This window comes from Blautia sp. HCP28S3_G10 (assembly GCF_052065235.1).
Lineage (GTDB): Bacteria > Bacillota > Clostridia > Lachnospirales > Lachnospiraceae > Blautia_A.
On the sequence record NZ_JBQHUL010000019.1, the window covers coordinates 1 to 16,036 of the forward strand.

Annotated in this window: 12 protein-coding genes; 4 read left to right on the forward strand and 8 right to left on the reverse strand. The window is 41.2% G+C overall.

Annotated elements, in window-relative coordinates:
* Window positions 1–288 precede the first annotated feature (288 nt).
* The 5 genes from ACTNB8_RS09125 to ACTNB8_RS09145 form a co-directional block, all read right to left on the reverse strand.
* Window positions 289–1,512 (reverse strand): M20 family metallopeptidase, encoded by a 1,224-nt coding sequence (locus ACTNB8_RS09125; protein ID WP_441054036.1) that lies wholly within the window; start codon window positions 1,510–1,512, stop codon window positions 289–291.
* A 126-nt stretch (window positions 1,513–1,638) separates the two neighbouring features.
* The gene (locus tag ACTNB8_RS09130) at window positions 1,639–2,802 is read right to left on the reverse strand and encodes a M20 family metallopeptidase (protein WP_441054038.1); all 1,164 of its coding nucleotides are present in this window, start codon (window positions 2,800–2,802) and stop codon (window positions 1,639–1,641) included.
* A gap of 75 nt (window positions 2,803–2,877) precedes the next feature.
* Window positions 2,878–3,354, reverse strand: a complete 477-nt coding sequence (locus ACTNB8_RS09135; RefSeq protein WP_441054040.1) for a hypothetical protein — start codon at window positions 3,352–3,354, stop codon at window positions 2,878–2,880.
* 1 nt (window position 3,355) lies between these two features.
* Window positions 3,356–4,180, reverse strand: coding sequence for a DUF3100 domain-containing protein (locus tag ACTNB8_RS09140; RefSeq protein ID WP_441054042.1), 825 nt, complete (start codon window positions 4,178–4,180; stop codon window positions 3,356–3,358).
* Between the two features lie 166 nt (window positions 4,181–4,346).
* A complete protein-coding gene (locus ACTNB8_RS09145) occupies window positions 4,347–5,471 on the reverse strand; it encodes a tyramine oxidase subunit B (RefSeq protein WP_441054044.1) in 1,125 nt (374 codons plus the stop codon).
* 316 nt (window positions 5,472–5,787) lie between these two features.
* Between ACTNB8_RS09145 and ACTNB8_RS09150 the strand changes: the two genes are divergently transcribed.
* The 3 genes from ACTNB8_RS09150 to ACTNB8_RS09160 all read left to right on the forward strand — a co-directional run bounded on the left by ACTNB8_RS09150 (window position 5,788) and on the right by ACTNB8_RS09160 (window position 10,111).
* Window positions 5,788–7,191 carry a glycerate kinase type-2 family protein gene (locus ACTNB8_RS09150; RefSeq protein WP_441054046.1) on the forward strand — a complete coding sequence of 468 codons (1,404 nt, stop codon included), beginning with the start codon at window positions 5,788–5,790 and terminating at the stop codon, window positions 7,189–7,191.
* A 108-nt stretch (window positions 7,192–7,299) separates the two neighbouring features.
* Window positions 7,300–8,574, forward strand: coding sequence for a phosphopyruvate hydratase (gene eno, locus ACTNB8_RS09155; RefSeq protein WP_441054048.1), 1,275 nt, complete (start codon window positions 7,300–7,302; stop codon window positions 8,572–8,574).
* 268 nt (window positions 8,575–8,842) lie between these two features.
* The gene (locus ACTNB8_RS09160) at window positions 8,843–10,111 is read left to right on the forward strand and encodes a Glu/Leu/Phe/Val family dehydrogenase (RefSeq protein WP_441054050.1); all 1,269 of its coding nucleotides are present in this window, start codon (window positions 8,843–8,845) and stop codon (window positions 10,109–10,111) included.
* A 92-nt stretch (window positions 10,112–10,203) separates the two neighbouring features.
* Here the strand turns inward: ACTNB8_RS09160 and ACTNB8_RS09165 are convergent, their stop codons facing one another.
* Entirely contained in the window at window positions 10,204–10,662 is a 459-nt protein-coding gene (locus ACTNB8_RS09165; protein ID WP_441054139.1) for an Lrp/AsnC family transcriptional regulator, read from the reverse strand.
* Window positions 10,663–10,952: 290 nt separating this feature from the next.
* Here ACTNB8_RS09165 and ACTNB8_RS09170 point away from each other — a divergent pair, with 290 nt between their 5' ends.
* On the forward strand, window positions 10,953–12,374 hold the full coding sequence (locus ACTNB8_RS09170; RefSeq protein WP_441054052.1) for an aspartate ammonia-lyase: 1,422 nt from the start codon (window positions 10,953–10,955) through the stop codon (window positions 12,372–12,374).
* 49 nt (window positions 12,375–12,423) lie between these two features.
* Here the strand turns inward: ACTNB8_RS09170 and ACTNB8_RS09175 are convergent, their stop codons facing one another.
* The gene (locus tag ACTNB8_RS09175; RefSeq protein ID WP_441054054.1) at window positions 12,424–13,857 is read right to left on the reverse strand and encodes a glycoside hydrolase family 32 protein; all 1,434 of its coding nucleotides are present in this window, start codon (window positions 13,855–13,857) and stop codon (window positions 12,424–12,426) included.
* Window positions 13,857–15,827 (reverse strand): glucose PTS transporter subunit IIA, encoded by a 1,971-nt coding sequence (locus ACTNB8_RS09180; protein WP_441054056.1) that lies wholly within the window; start codon window positions 15,825–15,827, stop codon window positions 13,857–13,859. Before ACTNB8_RS09180 ends, ACTNB8_RS09175 begins: the two co-directional genes overlap by 1 nt.
* Between the last annotated feature and the right edge of the window lie 209 nt (window positions 15,828–16,036).

Consider the following 16,036-nt stretch of genomic DNA (forward strand, 5'->3'; position numbering starts at 1 on the left):
CTGTGAATGATCTTTCAACATGACAGAACCTCCTTCCTCATGATTCTATTATAACAGGGCCACTAAAAAAAGCCCAATTCTTTTTTGGAATCAGACTTTTTCAGTGCCCTTTTTCATAAGGGGTTCCTTCTATTTCGATATAAGGAAAATTATCCATATTTTTCCTCCTCTTTATAAAATCCCCAATTAAAAAGTATACAAAAAGAGGGTACAGTTCAATCACCTGCATACTGGTCAACCGCGCCCTCTTCCTTTTACCTGTTTCTACAGGCTATACTATTCACTTGTTTATTCGCAGGCAATATCCTCGCAGATTGCCGCATATCCTACCAGAGCCTCTTCCATCAGAGAAATTTTAATACGGTCTTTCGGACTGTGGCAATATTCTTCTTCAGCCGGAGAATATCCGATACAGGTAATTCCGCATTCTTTTACAAAATATGCTGCATCTGTTCCATAATCCCAGTAATAGGTCTTGGGATTCTGACCTACTTTTTTCAGTGCACCGATTGTTTTCTGCACATACTCGTTATCAATAGAAGTCACAAAACTTGGTTTATTCAGTTCGGCAAATTCATGAACTCCTGTATAACTGGTATGTTCCAACTGACGAACACGTACTTCATAAGAAGATTCCGGATCTTTTGCTTCCAGCTCATCAATGATCTTCTGGAATTTTGCAAGAATAGATTCTACTGTTTCATTCACCAGGAAACGATAGTCAATATTAATTGTACAGGTATCCGGTACTACACAGTTGAATCCCGGATGGCATTCAATATTAATGATAGACAGTGAACCTTTGAAAATATCATCCTGAGGCATATTTTTTGCCATTTCATCAATTGCTTCGATCATTGGGGCCATCTTTGAAACTGCATTAATTCCAAGCCACGGTGCGCTGGAGTGGCTGTTTTTGCCTTTTGAAATAACTTGAACTTCCAGTTTTCCTCTGTGTCCGAGCGCAATATCCATACTTGTAGATTCACCAGAAATACAGAAAGCGATCGGAGTATCTTTCAGATAATCCTGACACATTCTCAGAGCTCCCCACATATCTCCTGGCTCTTCTTCTACTACAAAAGTAAAAATAAGATCCCTTTTAAGTTTAACATTCAGGTTTTTGAGCATTGCTCCAAGGTAAATCTGCGTAGCAATCGTTCCTTTTGTGTCACTTGCACCTCTTCCGTGAATATATCCATCAGCAATAATGCCACCATAAGGATCATATTCCCATGCAGAAAGGTCACCCGGATCCACCTGATCCATGTGGCAATTAAACATCAGAGCGGCTTCAGAGCCGTCACCTTTCAGGATTCCAATAACATTCCCTGTTCTGTCTCTATTAACAACATCAAATCCCAGTTTCTGCATCTCTTCATAAATTGCATCTGCAGTTTCTTTTTCATGTCCTGTATCACTTCTTCGCCGAATAATCTTCTGTGCAAATGCAATCATTGGTTCTTTGACTTCCTGCGCTGCTTTTTCTAGCATTTCTCTGTTAATTTCCACCTTCATGCCCTCCTTTTCCAACCTCTTCTCAACGATATTGATGTTGGGGGCAAAAGCCCCCAACTATGATATCTACGAATTGTTCCGTGTAATACACTCCCACAATCCTACCCTGGTATCTAATATTTATTCAAGCACAAATCCCATCTGGTATGTAAGTTTTTTGGAAACTTCGTAAACTTCCAGTACAGAATCAAGATCTGCATATTCATCTACCTGATGATAATTTGCACCTTTCGGTCCATAAGACATACATTCAACGTTACCTGTTTCTGCTGCAATAACTCCTGTATCTGTATATCCTGTAAATACAGCTGTTTCAGCATATTCACCTGTAACATCTTTGACAACTTTCTGAAGTTCTCTCAGAAGTACAGAGTTTTCATTATGAAGAATATATGGTCTCTTCGCAATAATTTTGTATCCGCCTGTCAGTCCCGGAACCTTTTCGCACGCTTCTTTAATCGCCTCATCTACCAGTTCAAGAGAACCTTCTGATGTAAGCGGCGGTGCAAGACGCATATCAATTGTGATCGTACATTTATCTGCAACTACATTTGTATTAAATCCACCTTCAATAGTTCCAAAGCATACGGAACTTCTTCCAAACGTCTCATCTTCCGGAAGTGCATCAATTCTTCTCTTGATTCCACATACTACTTCAGACATACCCACGATGGCATCTACACCTGTCCATGGCATGGATCCATGAGCCTGTGCACCGTTTACTGTAATCTCAAACCATGTTTTTCCTTTATGTGCCATAAACACCTGTCCACAGCTTGGTTCATGGTCAATACAATAGCTGTTCTTTGTCGCATATCCGCTCTTCAGTGCCTGCATTGCACCTTTCATAATGCAGCCTTCTTCATCAGCTGTTGCAATAAAGATAATGTCTCTTTTAGGTTTTTTGCCAAGTTTCACCGCATCACGAAAAGCAAGCATTCCGGCCGCAAGACCGGCCTTCATATCTACAGTTCCACGTCCATACATGCGATTATCCACGATCACAGGGTCAAACGGTTCTGTTTTCCACCCTTCGCCTGCCGGAACAACATCCATATGGTGAATACTGATAAATGCCGGATCATGAATTTCACCCTCCAGTTTGCATACTACATTAAATCTGTCAGGTTCGAATTCGTCTTTTACTACCGGAAGACCGGTCTCTTTTTCCATCCAGTCTGCCACAAAATCTCCGATTTCTTTTTCGAATTTTCCAACGTTTGTACTTTCTATTCTTACAAGCTGTTCCAGAAGCTGAACAACTTCCTGTGACTTATAATCCATATTTTTATGTCCTCCATTTCAATTCATAAACATTAAATTGCTACTCACAGTAACTTAATCAAAATCGATTTCAAATCAGATAATACCCTGAACTCTCAGCAGTACTTCAGCAATTGCTGCTGACCAGAAGAAAGTTCCGAAGATAACAATAAGTCCTACAATGATAGCTTTCCAGCCAAGTTCTGCAAAAGCTTTCCAGTCACGTCCTACTGTAAGGCCTGCATAAGCAAGGATTGGTGTAACTACAGCCATCAGCTGAATTTTGCTTGCATATTCTACAATGATCGGTGCCAGTGGATGAATCGGAATCGTTGCGAGAATTGCAAGAATAGAAACATGCAGGAATGCCGGAAATTTCTTCAGAACGACCTTGCTCAGAAGCCAGCCCAGAAGACTGATAGCCGCAAATATAAGCATTCCTGGAATAGATTCCAGTGGCATTATATGATTGTAACCAACAAAGTTACCAACTACCCCAAAAACCACACTTATCAAAAGTGCTACTATACACTGCCAAAAATCCTCTTTTGTTAATTTTGCGTTTTCCTGCATATTAGTTTTCCCCCTCTGTTGATTTTTTTCCACGTCTTCCAAGCTTAGGCTCCAGTTTTTTATACATAAACTCAGCCAGCGGCAGTCCGATAAATACATTCAGATAAATTGCTATTGCGGTAGATATCAGGTTTGATATCGTTGCAAATGAGGTTATCTTGTCCGCCATCTGAGGATACAATTCTGTAAGTGTTCCAATTCCGGCTGTTGACATAGCCGCACTACCAACGCCACATGCCATTGATACAGAATATACATGGAAGATACCTGTTGTTGAAAGAATACTTGCCAGAAGGCCTACAAGAATCGTACCAAATACAGTTCCTACAATATACATTCCGATTACACCTCGGAATTCAGCTCCCGGACCATATTTCTGTTCAATAACCGCAATACCTGCCTCACGGGAAGCAGCAAATGTAAGACCTATAGACTCTCTCTTCATACCAAGAAGAAGAGCAATCGGCATTGCCATTACACAGGTAAACGCATCACCAAAGTTCTGAAGAAGAAGTGGAAGACCTGCACCTGCCATCTCACTTATAGTCGGACCTACGTTACAACCAAGCTTTGCGCCAAGCATCAGACAGGTTACTGTCATCATAATTCCACCACTCGGACCACATTTTTCATTAATCCATTTTATCGGTTTCAGAAGGTAAAGCACTGTTACCAGCACCATCGCATACAGCAATGGTAAAAGAGAAACTTTAATAATGGGAGTAATTGCAAATGTGATTGTACCTATCCTGTCTGATATCATACAGCAGATAAGCATTGTTACATGAAGCCGCCAGTCCTTTAACAGTTTTATTGCATCATTCATATTCCACTCTCTCCTTTTTCTTTTTTTAGCAAAAAAGTGCCGCACATAGTCTTCTTTTCGCAAAGAAGACGATCGCGACACCTTTGTCACTTCATCATATCTTTTGCGATTCCGAATAACTGTTCACTCCTTTTACAATAGTGAATAACTATTTAAAATTCAGAATCTATTTAGCCTGGTACGGGTCATCCCAAAGTTTTAATTTTGTTCCAATTCCTTTATCTAATGCTGTGTGATAAAGGTCATATCCCAATCCTACATCGAATGTAGCCATTCCACAAGCCACAAATGTAATTCTTTCTTTATCATCTGTACGACCTGCTTTTTCACCAAGGATAACCTCGCCGATACTTGTTGAATCTTCAAGTTTCGGCATCTTTCCTGCGTCGATCAGTGTATAGATTGGTCCACCGATAACGCCTTTGTAATATCCGGCTTTATCACCGGAATCAATTGCTTCCTGCACATAAGCTTCATGAAGTCTTACATTATCATAGATCAGTTTTGTACTCATCCAGAAAGAATCATCTGTCTGCATCGGTCCTGTAATCAGAACAGTAACTCCTTCTTTCAGCCATTCATCTTTCACATAAAGTGGTTTCAGTCTGGAAGCTGCTACTGTAAGAACATCTGCATCCTTAACAGCTTTCTCAAGATCCATTTCTGCTACTGCATCAATTCCGATCTCTGCTTTTTCCCATTCTACAAATTTATCTGCCGCAGCTTCAAAAATATCATAACATATAATTTTCTTAACATTTGGAAGCTGTGTCAGAATGGAACGGAGGCAGGATTTGTTGATCTGTCCGCATCCGAGAACTGCAACTACTTCTGAATCTTTTCTTGCAAGATGTCTTGCTGCAACTCCTGGAACGGCACCTGTTCTTGCTGCACTTAACAGGTTTGCTGACATGAATGCCAGTGGCTCTCCTGTTTCCTTATTATTTAATGTAACTGTAAGTACTGATCTCGGAAGTCCGTTCTTCGGATTGGCTGCGTTTGATCCGTACCATTTATTACCGCAGACATCGAATCTTCCGCCAAGGTAAGCAGGCATTGCCACGAATCTTCTGTCCGGCCCTGCAACAGGCATATTCGGAAATGGACTTTCTTTCGGGAAAACAAGTCCCATTCCATGACTGTTGTGATTTGCTCCACCCATCAGATAATCGCCTTTACTTAATAAGGTAAAAACCTCTTCCGCATTATTAATACATTTTTCCGCATCAAGAACACCTGCATCTATTGTATCCTGTTCGGATAAATAAAGAAATTCTGTTTTATGTGCCATTTGTTTTTCTCCTTTCATCATGCACATCTTGTTTTTTCGCTCTCAATGTTTTATTTAATACAGTCATATTATATCAATATATTGCATATGTCAACATTTTTCTGTAAATTCTAACGCTTTTAGATATTTTCACAATATTCAACATTCTTTTTTAGGTATTTTATACATTCTTTGAACCAAACACATTTTTCTATTGACTTTTGCGATATATTACTGTATTGTTTAAGTATAATTTAATACATTTTGTTTTTTACTTGTTGTTTTATTTAATACAAAAGTCACAACACACAAAACACAGAAATGGGAGATTTCTATAATGAATAAGATCAAAAACTATGAATCCCTCACTTCCCACGGTGATATTGAATCAAGGAAAATTGTACTGGATATTACAAATAAGACACTTCAACGCCTTGATTCTTATGAACGTATCAAAAGCATCATGCATCTTGATGGCGATATACTTCATATAGGAAGCAAAACCTGGGATCTATCAAAAAAGAAACATGTATATCTCCTTGGTGCCGGAAAAGCCTGCAACCATATGGCAATGGCCGTAGACGAAGTACTCGGAGATAAACTTACTAAAGGAATCGCTATTGTAAAGATATCAGAAGAAACTGATCATTTTCAGCATACAGATGTATATGTAGGAGGTCATCCTCTTCCCAACCAGGCCGGATATGAAGCCTGCCTGAAGATTCTCGATCTTGTAGATCACGCCGGTCCTGACGATCTCTTTATCGTAGTTATCAGCGGCGGAAGTTCAGCGCTTATGAGTTGTCCTATCGAAGGGATCTCTCTGGAAGATGAAATCAAGACAACCGATGTTATGCTGAAATCCGGTGCAGGAATTTATGAAATAAATGCAATTCGTCGTCATATTTCTGCAATGAACGGCGGTATGCTTGCCAAACGTATCCAGTCTGTCGGAGCAGAACTGATCGGTTTCGGAATCAGTGATGCAGTCGGAAATCCTGCAACAGGTGATATTGGTATTCCTTATGAAAAATATGCCAGCACTCCTATGGGCCCGGACAAAACAACTCTGGAAGATGCAAGGCGTGTTATCCATGACTACAACGTAGCAGACCGCCTTCCGAAGAATGTTGTTGACTACCTGATGAATGTAGGTCCGGAAGGTGAAACTCCAAAAGCTTTCCCGGACAACACCTATTTTCTTCTGAATACGCTTCCGGATTCCTGCATTTATGCGAAAGAAATCGCAGAAGAAATGGGACTTCAGGCAATTATTCTTACTTCCTTCCTGGAAGGCGAAAGCAAAGACGCAGGTTCTTTCTTCGCTTCTATTGCAAGAGAAGCTCAGACTTATGGAAATCCAATCAAACCACCATGCGTTATCTTAAGTTCAGGCGAAACTACAACTCAGATTCTGGATAACAGCATTATTACAGGCCACGGTGGTCCCGGTCAGGAACTGACATTAAGCTTCTCTATCCTGGCAGCTAAGACAAAAGGTGCCTGTATGCTTTCCATCGACTCTGAAGGCACAGATGGCACTACCCCTGTAGCAGGCGGAATCTGCGACTCTACAAGTTATCAGACTGCACTTTCCAAAGGTGTTGATGTTTATGGAGCACTTCGCGGACATGCCTGCTATGAAGCACTCGATGCAATGGGCGATGCTGTATTTACAGGCAACACCGGCACAAACCTCTGCGACTTTAATGTACTGTATATTCCTGCAACAGAAGACTGATTAGCACCGCAGGCACAGCAAATAATAACAGCCAGACTGACTGTTTCAGTTTTCTGACTATACATAGAGTCTGCCCATTACCAAATTATAACAACGAGGAGATATTATATGAATGCAAAAATCAAATCCGTACATGCACGCCAGATCGTAGACTGCAAATGCAGACCTATGGTAGAAGTTGATATCGTAACAGAAGATGGAAAGCTCGGTCGAGGCTGCGCTCCTACCGGCTCTTCCGTAGGCATGTTTGAGTCCTGTGTTCTCAGAGATAATAATCCTGATGAATACCATGGAATGAGTGTGCATAAAGCCGTTGACAACGTTAACAATATCATTGCTCCAGCACTTATCGGCACAGATGTACATGACCAGAGAAAAATCGACCAGATCATGATCGATCTGGACGGCACTGCCCAGAAAGAAAAACTTGGTGGAAATGCGATCTATTCCACATCAATTGCTGCTTTCCGCGCTGCTGCTGAATCAGAAAACCAAACACTTTATAATTATATTGCAGGTGGAAACATCAAAACAGTTCCTGTTCCAAGCTTCAACGTTGTAAATGGCGGGCATTACGAAACCCTCACTCAGCCTTTCAATGAATTTATCATTATGCCATATGGCGCATCCAGTATTTATGAAGCTGTAGAAATGGGTATCAATACTTTCCAGGAACTGGAAAAAGTAATCACAAAATACCTCGGTCACAAGCCGGCTGTAGCTCCTTCCTATGGATATGCAGCACCTTCTGAAGATGCCGAAGTGATTCTCGAACTTATTTCTGAAGCAATCAAGGTTTGTGGTTATACCGGAAAAATCGGTTTCGCTTTTGACTGTGCTTCCAGCGAAATGTACGACAGAGAAAATAACACTTACCTGCTGAAAGGTAAACGCGTTGATGCAGATGAACTGATTGCATATACAAAGATGCTTACCGAGAAATTCAACTTTGTATTTATCGAAGACCTTCTGGATGAGGAAGACTGGGAATCTTATCCCAAAGCCCACCAGCAGATCACAAGAACAAATATCATCGGTGATGACTTTATCGTAACCAACATGAAACGTCTGGAAAGAGCATACAGTCTTAATGCACTGGACGGCTTTATTCTTAAACCAAATCAGGTTGGTACTATTACAGAAGCTATGGACACTTACGAATTTGCAAAAGCCCACAACCTCCTTGCGATCCCATCCGGAAGAGCAGGCGGTGTAATCGGCGATGTTGTCATGGACTTTGCAGTCGGTCTCCAGGTTGGCTTCATCAAAAACGGAGCTCCACGTTCCGGAGAGAGAATCGATAAACTTAACTTCCTGATGCGGGCATGTGACCTTGCACCTGGCTGTAAGTTATCTGATATCTCACCTATATTAAGATTTTAAGGCCTTTAGGCCTTTGCCTTTTGTTTGATTTCCTTCGCTGCTGCTGGAAAGAGATTTCTGTGGCTCCAACCAGCAGCAGCAAACATCCGAAATCAAATCTCAGATATTTTATCTGATTTCATTTTCAGGCGTATTATTTTAGGCCTATTGCGATATATTGCATATCGCAGCGTCAGGTATTGCTATATCCAATTTAATATCTACACATATTAACACTCATTCAAGCAAAAATACATATGGCAAATTTGCCAGGAAAGGATGTCTTATTATGAGTACCACAAAAAAATACAATCCCTATGACAATGTACAGGCTGTAGTTAAGAACGCAGCTTCTATCCTGGGTTATTCCCACGATGATTATGAAGCTGTCCTTTTCCCTGAAAGAGAGCTGAAAGTCTCCATTCCGATCCGCATGGATGATGGAAGCGTTCATGTTTTTGAAGGCTATCGTGTACAGCACAGTACTTCTCGCGGCCCCGCAAAGGGCGGAATCCGTTATCATCAGAATGTCAATATCGATGAAGTCAAAGCTCTTGCTGCATGGATGACATTTAAATGTGCTGTTGTAAATATTCCTTACGGCGGCGGCAAAGGCGGCATTGTATGTGACCCCTCCAAATTGTCTGACAGTGAACTGCGCAGACTGACCCGTCGTTTTACAGCCATGATAGCTCCTATCATAGGACCGGATCAGGATATTCCAGCTCCTGATGTAGGAACAAATGCAAATGTTATGGGATGGATCATGGATACTTACAGCATGCTGAAAGGTCATTGCGTCCCTGGTGTTGTAACCGGAAAACCGCTGGAACTTGGCGGTGCCCTTGGACGTCACGAAGCAACCGGACGCGGCGTCATGCTCACCACACTCAACATCCTGAAAGCACTTGATATCCCTGTGAAAGGCTCCACAGCGGTTATCCAGGGTATGGGAAATGTCGGCAGCATTTCTGCCAAGCTGATTCACAAAGCAGGTCTTAAAGTTATCGCTGTAAGTGATGTATCCTGTGGTATTTATAACCCGGAAGGACTTAACATTCCTGAAATCATCGAGTATCTTTCCGCAAAGAAAGGCAATCTGCTGAAAGATTATAAAGGCGACGGAGTAAGCTATATCTCTAATGAAGAGCTTCTTGAGCTGAAAACTACTGTCCTTGTTCCTGCTGCTCTCGAAAATCAGATCAACGAAAAAAATGCAAAGAAGATCCAGGCAAAAGTCATCGTAGAAGGCGCAAACGGCCCTACTACTGTTGAAGCAGATGAAATTCTCAAGAAACGTGGAATCATTCTCGTTCCAGACATCCTTGCCAATGCAGGCGGTGTTGTTGTTTCCTACTTTGAATGGGTTCAGAACATCCAGTCCGTAAGCTGGAGCGAAGAATATGTCAACGAACGCCTGAAAACAATTATGGATCAGGCCTTCCAGGCAGTATGGGATATTGCCCGCGAAAAAGACACTTCCCTCAGAACAGGCGCATATCTTATTGCAGTCAAACGTGTCGTTGACGCCAAAAACCTTCGCGGCATCTGGCCGTAAATAAATTAATTCCAGTTAGATTTACTCCAAAATTCCCCCTCTCAATACAAAAGCGAAGATGAAATCCCATTCATCTTCGCTTTTTGCAATTTTCATCTCACATCTGATATATCTTCCGCCAGCACCGGCGGATCGCGGTGTTCTACAGATGTTGAAAAAACAATTAGTGTTTTTGTCCTGCCGAATTGTTGAAGAACATTAATAAAGTGATCCAGTTCAACCGTTGATTCAAAAACAACTTCAATCAGCATGGAGTAATCCCCTGTCACACAATTGCATTCTATAACATTAGGAATCGCCTGAATAAATGGATAAAATTCTTTCTTACGTACAGGTTCAACTTCCAGATTTACAAACGCTTTTATGTGATAACCCAGAAGTACCGGATTAACCTGTGCATGATAGCCTGAAATAACCCCTGTTTTTTCCATATGTTCTATTCTTGCAGATACTGCCGGTGATGACAGAAATACTTCTTTTGCGATTTCCTTTACAGAAGTACGCGCATTTTTTTGAAGCATTTCTATAATTTTTCTGTCTATATTATCAATTTTATAGTCCATATCTATCTGCCTCCCAGCTTTCGCATTTCTTATAAGTAGTATACCACTTTTTTCATGATCACGTGATTCTGTTGCTTAATATAATTAATAAAATTATGGATTTTACTTTTCTATTTTAAGTGCACATATCCATTTTCCCTTATAATAATGGTTTTCACTTTAAAGTCTTTACATCAGCAAAAATAAGTGCTAGGTTTTATGCATCAAAGATGACAGCCGCTGACATATAAAATTCTAACAACCACTATGCCACTAAAGAAAGAAGAGGTATTTTCGATATGAGCAGAACACGTTTGGAAGCAGATTCAATCGGAGTTATGGAAGTCCCGGCAGATGCTTATTATGGAGTACAGGCACTCAGAGCCAGTCGGAATTTTCCAATCACAGGGACGAAACTTCACCCGATTTTTATCAAAAATCTTGCACAGATCAAAAAAGCTGCAGCTATAACAAATGCCGAAGCAGGTGTCCTCGAAAAAAATGTTTCCGATGCTATTGTCAGTGCATGTAATGAGGTAATTTCCGGCAAGCTGCGTGAAGAATTTATTGTAGATGCTATTCAGGGTGGTGCAGGAACAAGTGCAAACATGAATATGAACGAAGTTCTTGCCAATCGTTCCGGAGAATTTCTTGGTGACACAAAAGGAAGTTATCTCAAAGTTCATCCAAATGATCATGTCAACATGGCCCAGTCAACAAATGATGTTATCCCGACTGCCGGAAAGCTGACTGTTCTGGATCTCCTCAGACCTCTGGTCAGTGAACTCAGCCGACTGGAAGCTACTCTTTCCGATAAAGCCCTTGAATTTGACGATGTGATTACTATGGGACGTACTCAGCTCCAGGATGCTGTTCCTGTACGCCTTGGTCAGATTTTTCATGGCTACGCTTCCATGGTAGCCCGCGACAGAAAACGTATAGAAAAATCTTTCAGAGAGATGTATTCTGTCAACCTGGGTGGTACTGCTGTCGGAACTGCGGTCAATGTTTCTGATTTTTATTTTTCACATATTGTACCGGTTCTTGAAAAAATTACCGGTTATCCTCTGAAACAGGCAGATGATCTTTTTGACGCTACTGAAAACCTCGACGGTTTTGTAACAGTTTCCGGTACTCTTAAAACCTGTGCCATAGATCTCTCCAAAATGTGCAATGATCTGAGGCTTCTCTCTTCTGGTCCCAAAACAGGTTTTGGCGAAATCAATCTTCCTGCCAAGCAGAACGGATCTTCCATAATGCCAGGCAAAGTAAATCCTGTTATTCCGGAAGTTGTCAGTCAGGTAGCTTTCCATATTGCAGGTCATGACACTACTATTACCATGGCGGCCGAAGCCGGTCAGCTTGAATTAAATGCTTTTGAACCTGTAGTTTTCTGCAATCTTTTTGATTCCATATCCACACTGGAAAAAGCTGTCACAACGCTCATTGACAACTGTATCTCCGGCATTACCGCCAATCGCGAACACTGCCGTGAACTCATGGAAAGCAGCGCCGGTATTGCCACTGCTCTCTGCCCTTATATTGGTTACAAGTCAGCTGCAGTAATCGCCAAAACAGCTGTAAAAACCGGCAAATCCGTACGTTCTCTTGTACTTGAACAGAGATTACTCACGGAAAACGAACTGGAGCAAATTCTTGATCCATATCTCATGACAGGGCTCAGCACCTCCAACAAAAACACTATTAAAAAAGCTATATAAGATAAACAGGCAGAAATTATGAACACTCATTCATAATTTCTGCCTGTTTTTATTTCGTAAATGTCATAGCATTCAGCTGACAAATCTGTCCTTTCAGCTGTTCTGCCTGTATTTTTAATGTCTGTTTCCTGCTCTGCGGATAATATCTTGTAGAAAATACTACCTCTCCATCATTAAGATAAATTTCAGCTGCAGTTGTATCCACAAGGATTCGAATATCTGTAAGCTTTCCTGAAGGAATGATCGCCTTTCGCTGTTTTCGTCCTGCACCAGCCTGCTCAGAAAGATTCAGAACGACTTTTCCATCTTTATATTCCACAGAAAAAGCATTCTCCAGTTCTATCAAAATCTCTGTTCCCTGAACTTCCGCTTCCAGATCAAACGGAACTTCTGTAAGTATTTCACTGTCACAGGTATCTATTTCTGTTGAATTTTTTCGGAGCCTGTTTATTTCTTCAACAGGCTTCTGATAAAGCCTTCCGTTCTTTAATGTAACTTCCCTTGGCACGGTAAGGCAATGCTGCCATCCCTCTTTTTCAGCTGTAGGATTGGTATAATCATCATCTGCATCCGGCATGCCCATCCAGCCTATCAGAATTCTGCGTCCTCTTTTATCCAGAAATGTCTGTGGAGCATAAAAATCAAATCCCATATCCCATTCCTGAAAACTTTCTTCTGAAACCCGATCATTCTGCAGGACAAAATATCCCGACTGATAGATATTCTGGAAACGGTATTCCTCACATTTCAGTCCCTGTGGGGAAACTGAAAGAATTTTTTCACCGGAAAGCTCAAATAAATCCGGGCATTCCCACATATATCCGAAAGCATTTTCGGTGGTAAGTTCTCTGTCAAATTCCCATGTATTCAGATTCTCAGACCTGTAAAAAAGCACTGCTCCACGTTCACCTTTCTGCCGTCCTCCGAGCACCATATGATATCCATCTGTATCTTTCCAGACCTTCGGATCTCTGATGTGACAGGTGTAATTTTCAGGATAATCTCTGTAATATACTGCTGCTTTTTTCACTCCGAACTGAAGTCCGTCTTCGCTCTCCACATGAAGTGTACTTGCCTGTCTTCCGTTATTTACATAGTCAAAATCGCCATCTTCTTCCTTGACATTTCCTGTAAAAAACAGGTGAAGTTTATCTCCTTCAGCAAGAGCTGATCCGGAATATACGCCATGACAGTCCATAACGCTGTCCGGATAAAGTGCCACTCCTTCGTACTTCCAGTTCAGCATATCTGCACTGGAATAATGTCCCCAGAATTTCAATCCACCTGTAGCATCAAAAGGATTATACTGGAAAAACACGTGATATTTTCCTTTGAAATAGCAAAGTCCATTGGGATCATTCAGCCATCCTGTCGGCGGCATCAGATGATGTGTCAGTCTGGCACTCTGCAACACTTTTTCTGCCAGTGCAGTATCTTCAATTTTTCTGACGGAATCGCAAAGTACCTTTGTTAATGTGCTCATTATTGAACCTCCAAAACCCTGGAATCATTATTAACTGTTCCCGCATTCAGGAAAGTAACTTTTTCAAAATCATCTGTATTTGTAACGATCATCGGTGTTGTCACATCATAGCCGGCTTCTTTTATTTTATCTATATCAAATGTAATCAACGTCTGGCCTTTTTGTACCTTATCGCCATCATTTACATGTACTGTGAAATACTTTCCTTCAAGTTCTACCGTATTCAGACCTACATGAATCAAAAGTTCCAGACCGTTTTCTGCGGTAAGTCCGATAGCATGTTTTGTATCAAACACCATAGAAACTTCTGCATCACAAGGTGCTTTTACTACACCTTCCGAAGGTGTCACAGCCATACCTTTACCAAGTACTTCTCCTGCAAAAGTTTCATCTTTTACTTCTGAAAGAGGGATTGCTATACCATTTAAAGGACTGTACAATGTGCGAGTTTTTGATTTCTTATCTGTATTATCTGTTGATTTTTCTTTTGTTACAGTTGATTCTGATATTTCTGCAACTTCTGTTACAGCTTCTTTTGTTGCTTCTTTCTCAGGAGTTTTTTTCTGTACTGTCTCTGCCGCAGGCTGTACTTCATCTTTGTATCCGAACAGCCATGTCAGAACAAAAGCCACACCGAAAGAAATCGCAAACATAAGGATATAAGTGATCGGATTATTCAGGCAGAGGAGCAATCCAAAGATACCTGTAACACCTGTTCCTGTAGCTCCAAGTCCTGTGACAGAAGCAAACAGCGCACCGCAGGCACCACCCAAGCAGCCCATGATAAATGGTTTACCAAAACGGATATTCACACCGAAAATTGCAGGTTCTGTAATTCCCATACACGCACTCAATGCGGACGGAACTGCCATGGATTTAATCTTCTGATTCTTTGTTTTAAGACCTACTGCAAAAGCAGCACCACCCTGGGCAACATTGGCTGCTGATGCAAGCGGAAGCCAGTACGTAACGCCGAATTTTGCAAGCTGGCCAAGGTCAATGATGGTATACATATGATGCACACCGGCAACTACTGTAGGTGCATAAAAAGCGCCCATAATAAAACTTCCAATTCCGAACGGAAGTGCGATCAGCCACTGAACTCCGTCCAGAACACCATTTTCTACTGTTACAAAAATCGGTCCAATAATGGAAAGTGTAAGGTAACCTGTTACAAAAACGCTGACAAGCGGTGTTACAAAGAGATCAAACATGGCAGGCACGACCTTGTGCAGCCTCTTTTCAATCTGCGCAAGCACCCATACTGCAATGATAACCGGGATTACATGTCCCTGATAACCAACCATATCAATTGAGTAAAGTCCAAACCATACTTTCTGTGTTGCCTGAACACCTTCTGTTGCCACAGTCCATGCATTCTGCAGGTTCGGATGGATCATGATCATGCCGATAACTGCACCAAGGTATGGATTGGCGCCAAATACTTTCGCTGCACTGTAAGCAATCAGGATCGGCAGGAATGTATAAGCAGTGTTACTGAAAAGCTGTGCAAATACATAAATCGAACCTGTCGTATTAATATGGATAAAGTTGTTGTTTACCATGAAATTCAGGGCTTCCATGATTCCCATAAGGAAACCACTGGCTACAATGGCAGGAATGATCGGAACAAAAATATCTCCCAGTGTTTTAATCAGTCTCTGGAACGGATTCGCTTTGGAAGCTGCTACTTTTTTCAGTTCTTCTTTGCTGCTTTCAGAAATCCCTGCAATCTGAATAAATTCGTCATATACTTTATTTACCACGCCAGTTCCAAGAATAATCTGCATCTGGCCCTGTGCAAAGAAAACACCTTTTACTCCATCAATATTTTCCACATATTCTTTGTCTGCTTTTGCATTATCTGCAATAACCAGGCGAAGTCTTGTTGCGCAGTGGGCTGCCGAAATAATGTTTTCCTTTTTTCCAATATGATCATAGATTTCCTGTGCCGTTTTTCTGTAATCCATGTTCGTCCTCCCTTTTCCTTTTATGGTTACTTTGTGGAATCGTTCTCACATCTTGTTTGTATTATAATCCCTGATTTTAGTTTTTGTAAATATGGAAGATGTTACAAAGATTTGGTTTGAGTTTTGTATACTTTCAACGAATTCAGATGTCTTCTGTACTTTTATGTTTCATTCACAAACTCATTTATCTGAGCAAAAAGGAATGCCGG

Excerpts from the sequence above, each read along its gene's own strand:
- ACTNB8_RS09180 (WP_441054056.1), bottom strand. The coding sequence starts at position 15,827 with ATGGATTACAGAAAAACGGCACAGGAAATCTATGATCATATTGGAAAA.
- ACTNB8_RS09175 (WP_441054054.1), bottom strand. The coding sequence starts at position 13,857 with ATGAGCACATTAACAAAGGTACTTTGCGATTCCGTCAGAAAAATTGAA.
- eno (WP_441054048.1), top strand. The coding sequence starts at position 7,300 with ATGAATGCAAAAATCAAATCCGTACATGCACGCCAGATCGTAGACTGC.
- ACTNB8_RS09135 (WP_441054040.1), bottom strand. The coding sequence starts at position 3,354 with ATGCAGGAAAACGCAAAATTAACAAAAGAGGATTTTTGGCAGTGTATA.
- ACTNB8_RS09145 (WP_441054044.1), bottom strand. The coding sequence starts at position 5,471 with ATGGCACATAAAACAGAATTTCTTTATTTATCCGAACAGGATACAATA.
- ACTNB8_RS09150 (WP_441054046.1), top strand. The coding sequence starts at position 5,788 with ATGAATAAGATCAAAAACTATGAATCCCTCACTTCCCACGGTGATATT.
- ACTNB8_RS09140 (WP_441054042.1), bottom strand. The coding sequence starts at position 4,180 with ATGAATGATGCAATAAAACTGTTAAAGGACTGGCGGCTTCATGTAACA.
- ACTNB8_RS09130 (WP_441054038.1), bottom strand. The coding sequence starts at position 2,802 with ATGGATTATAAGTCACAGGAAGTTGTTCAGCTTCTGGAACAGCTTGTA.
- ACTNB8_RS09160 (WP_441054050.1), top strand. The coding sequence starts at position 8,843 with ATGAGTACCACAAAAAAATACAATCCCTATGACAATGTACAGGCTGTA.
- ACTNB8_RS09170 (WP_441054052.1), top strand. The coding sequence starts at position 10,953 with ATGAGCAGAACACGTTTGGAAGCAGATTCAATCGGAGTTATGGAAGTC.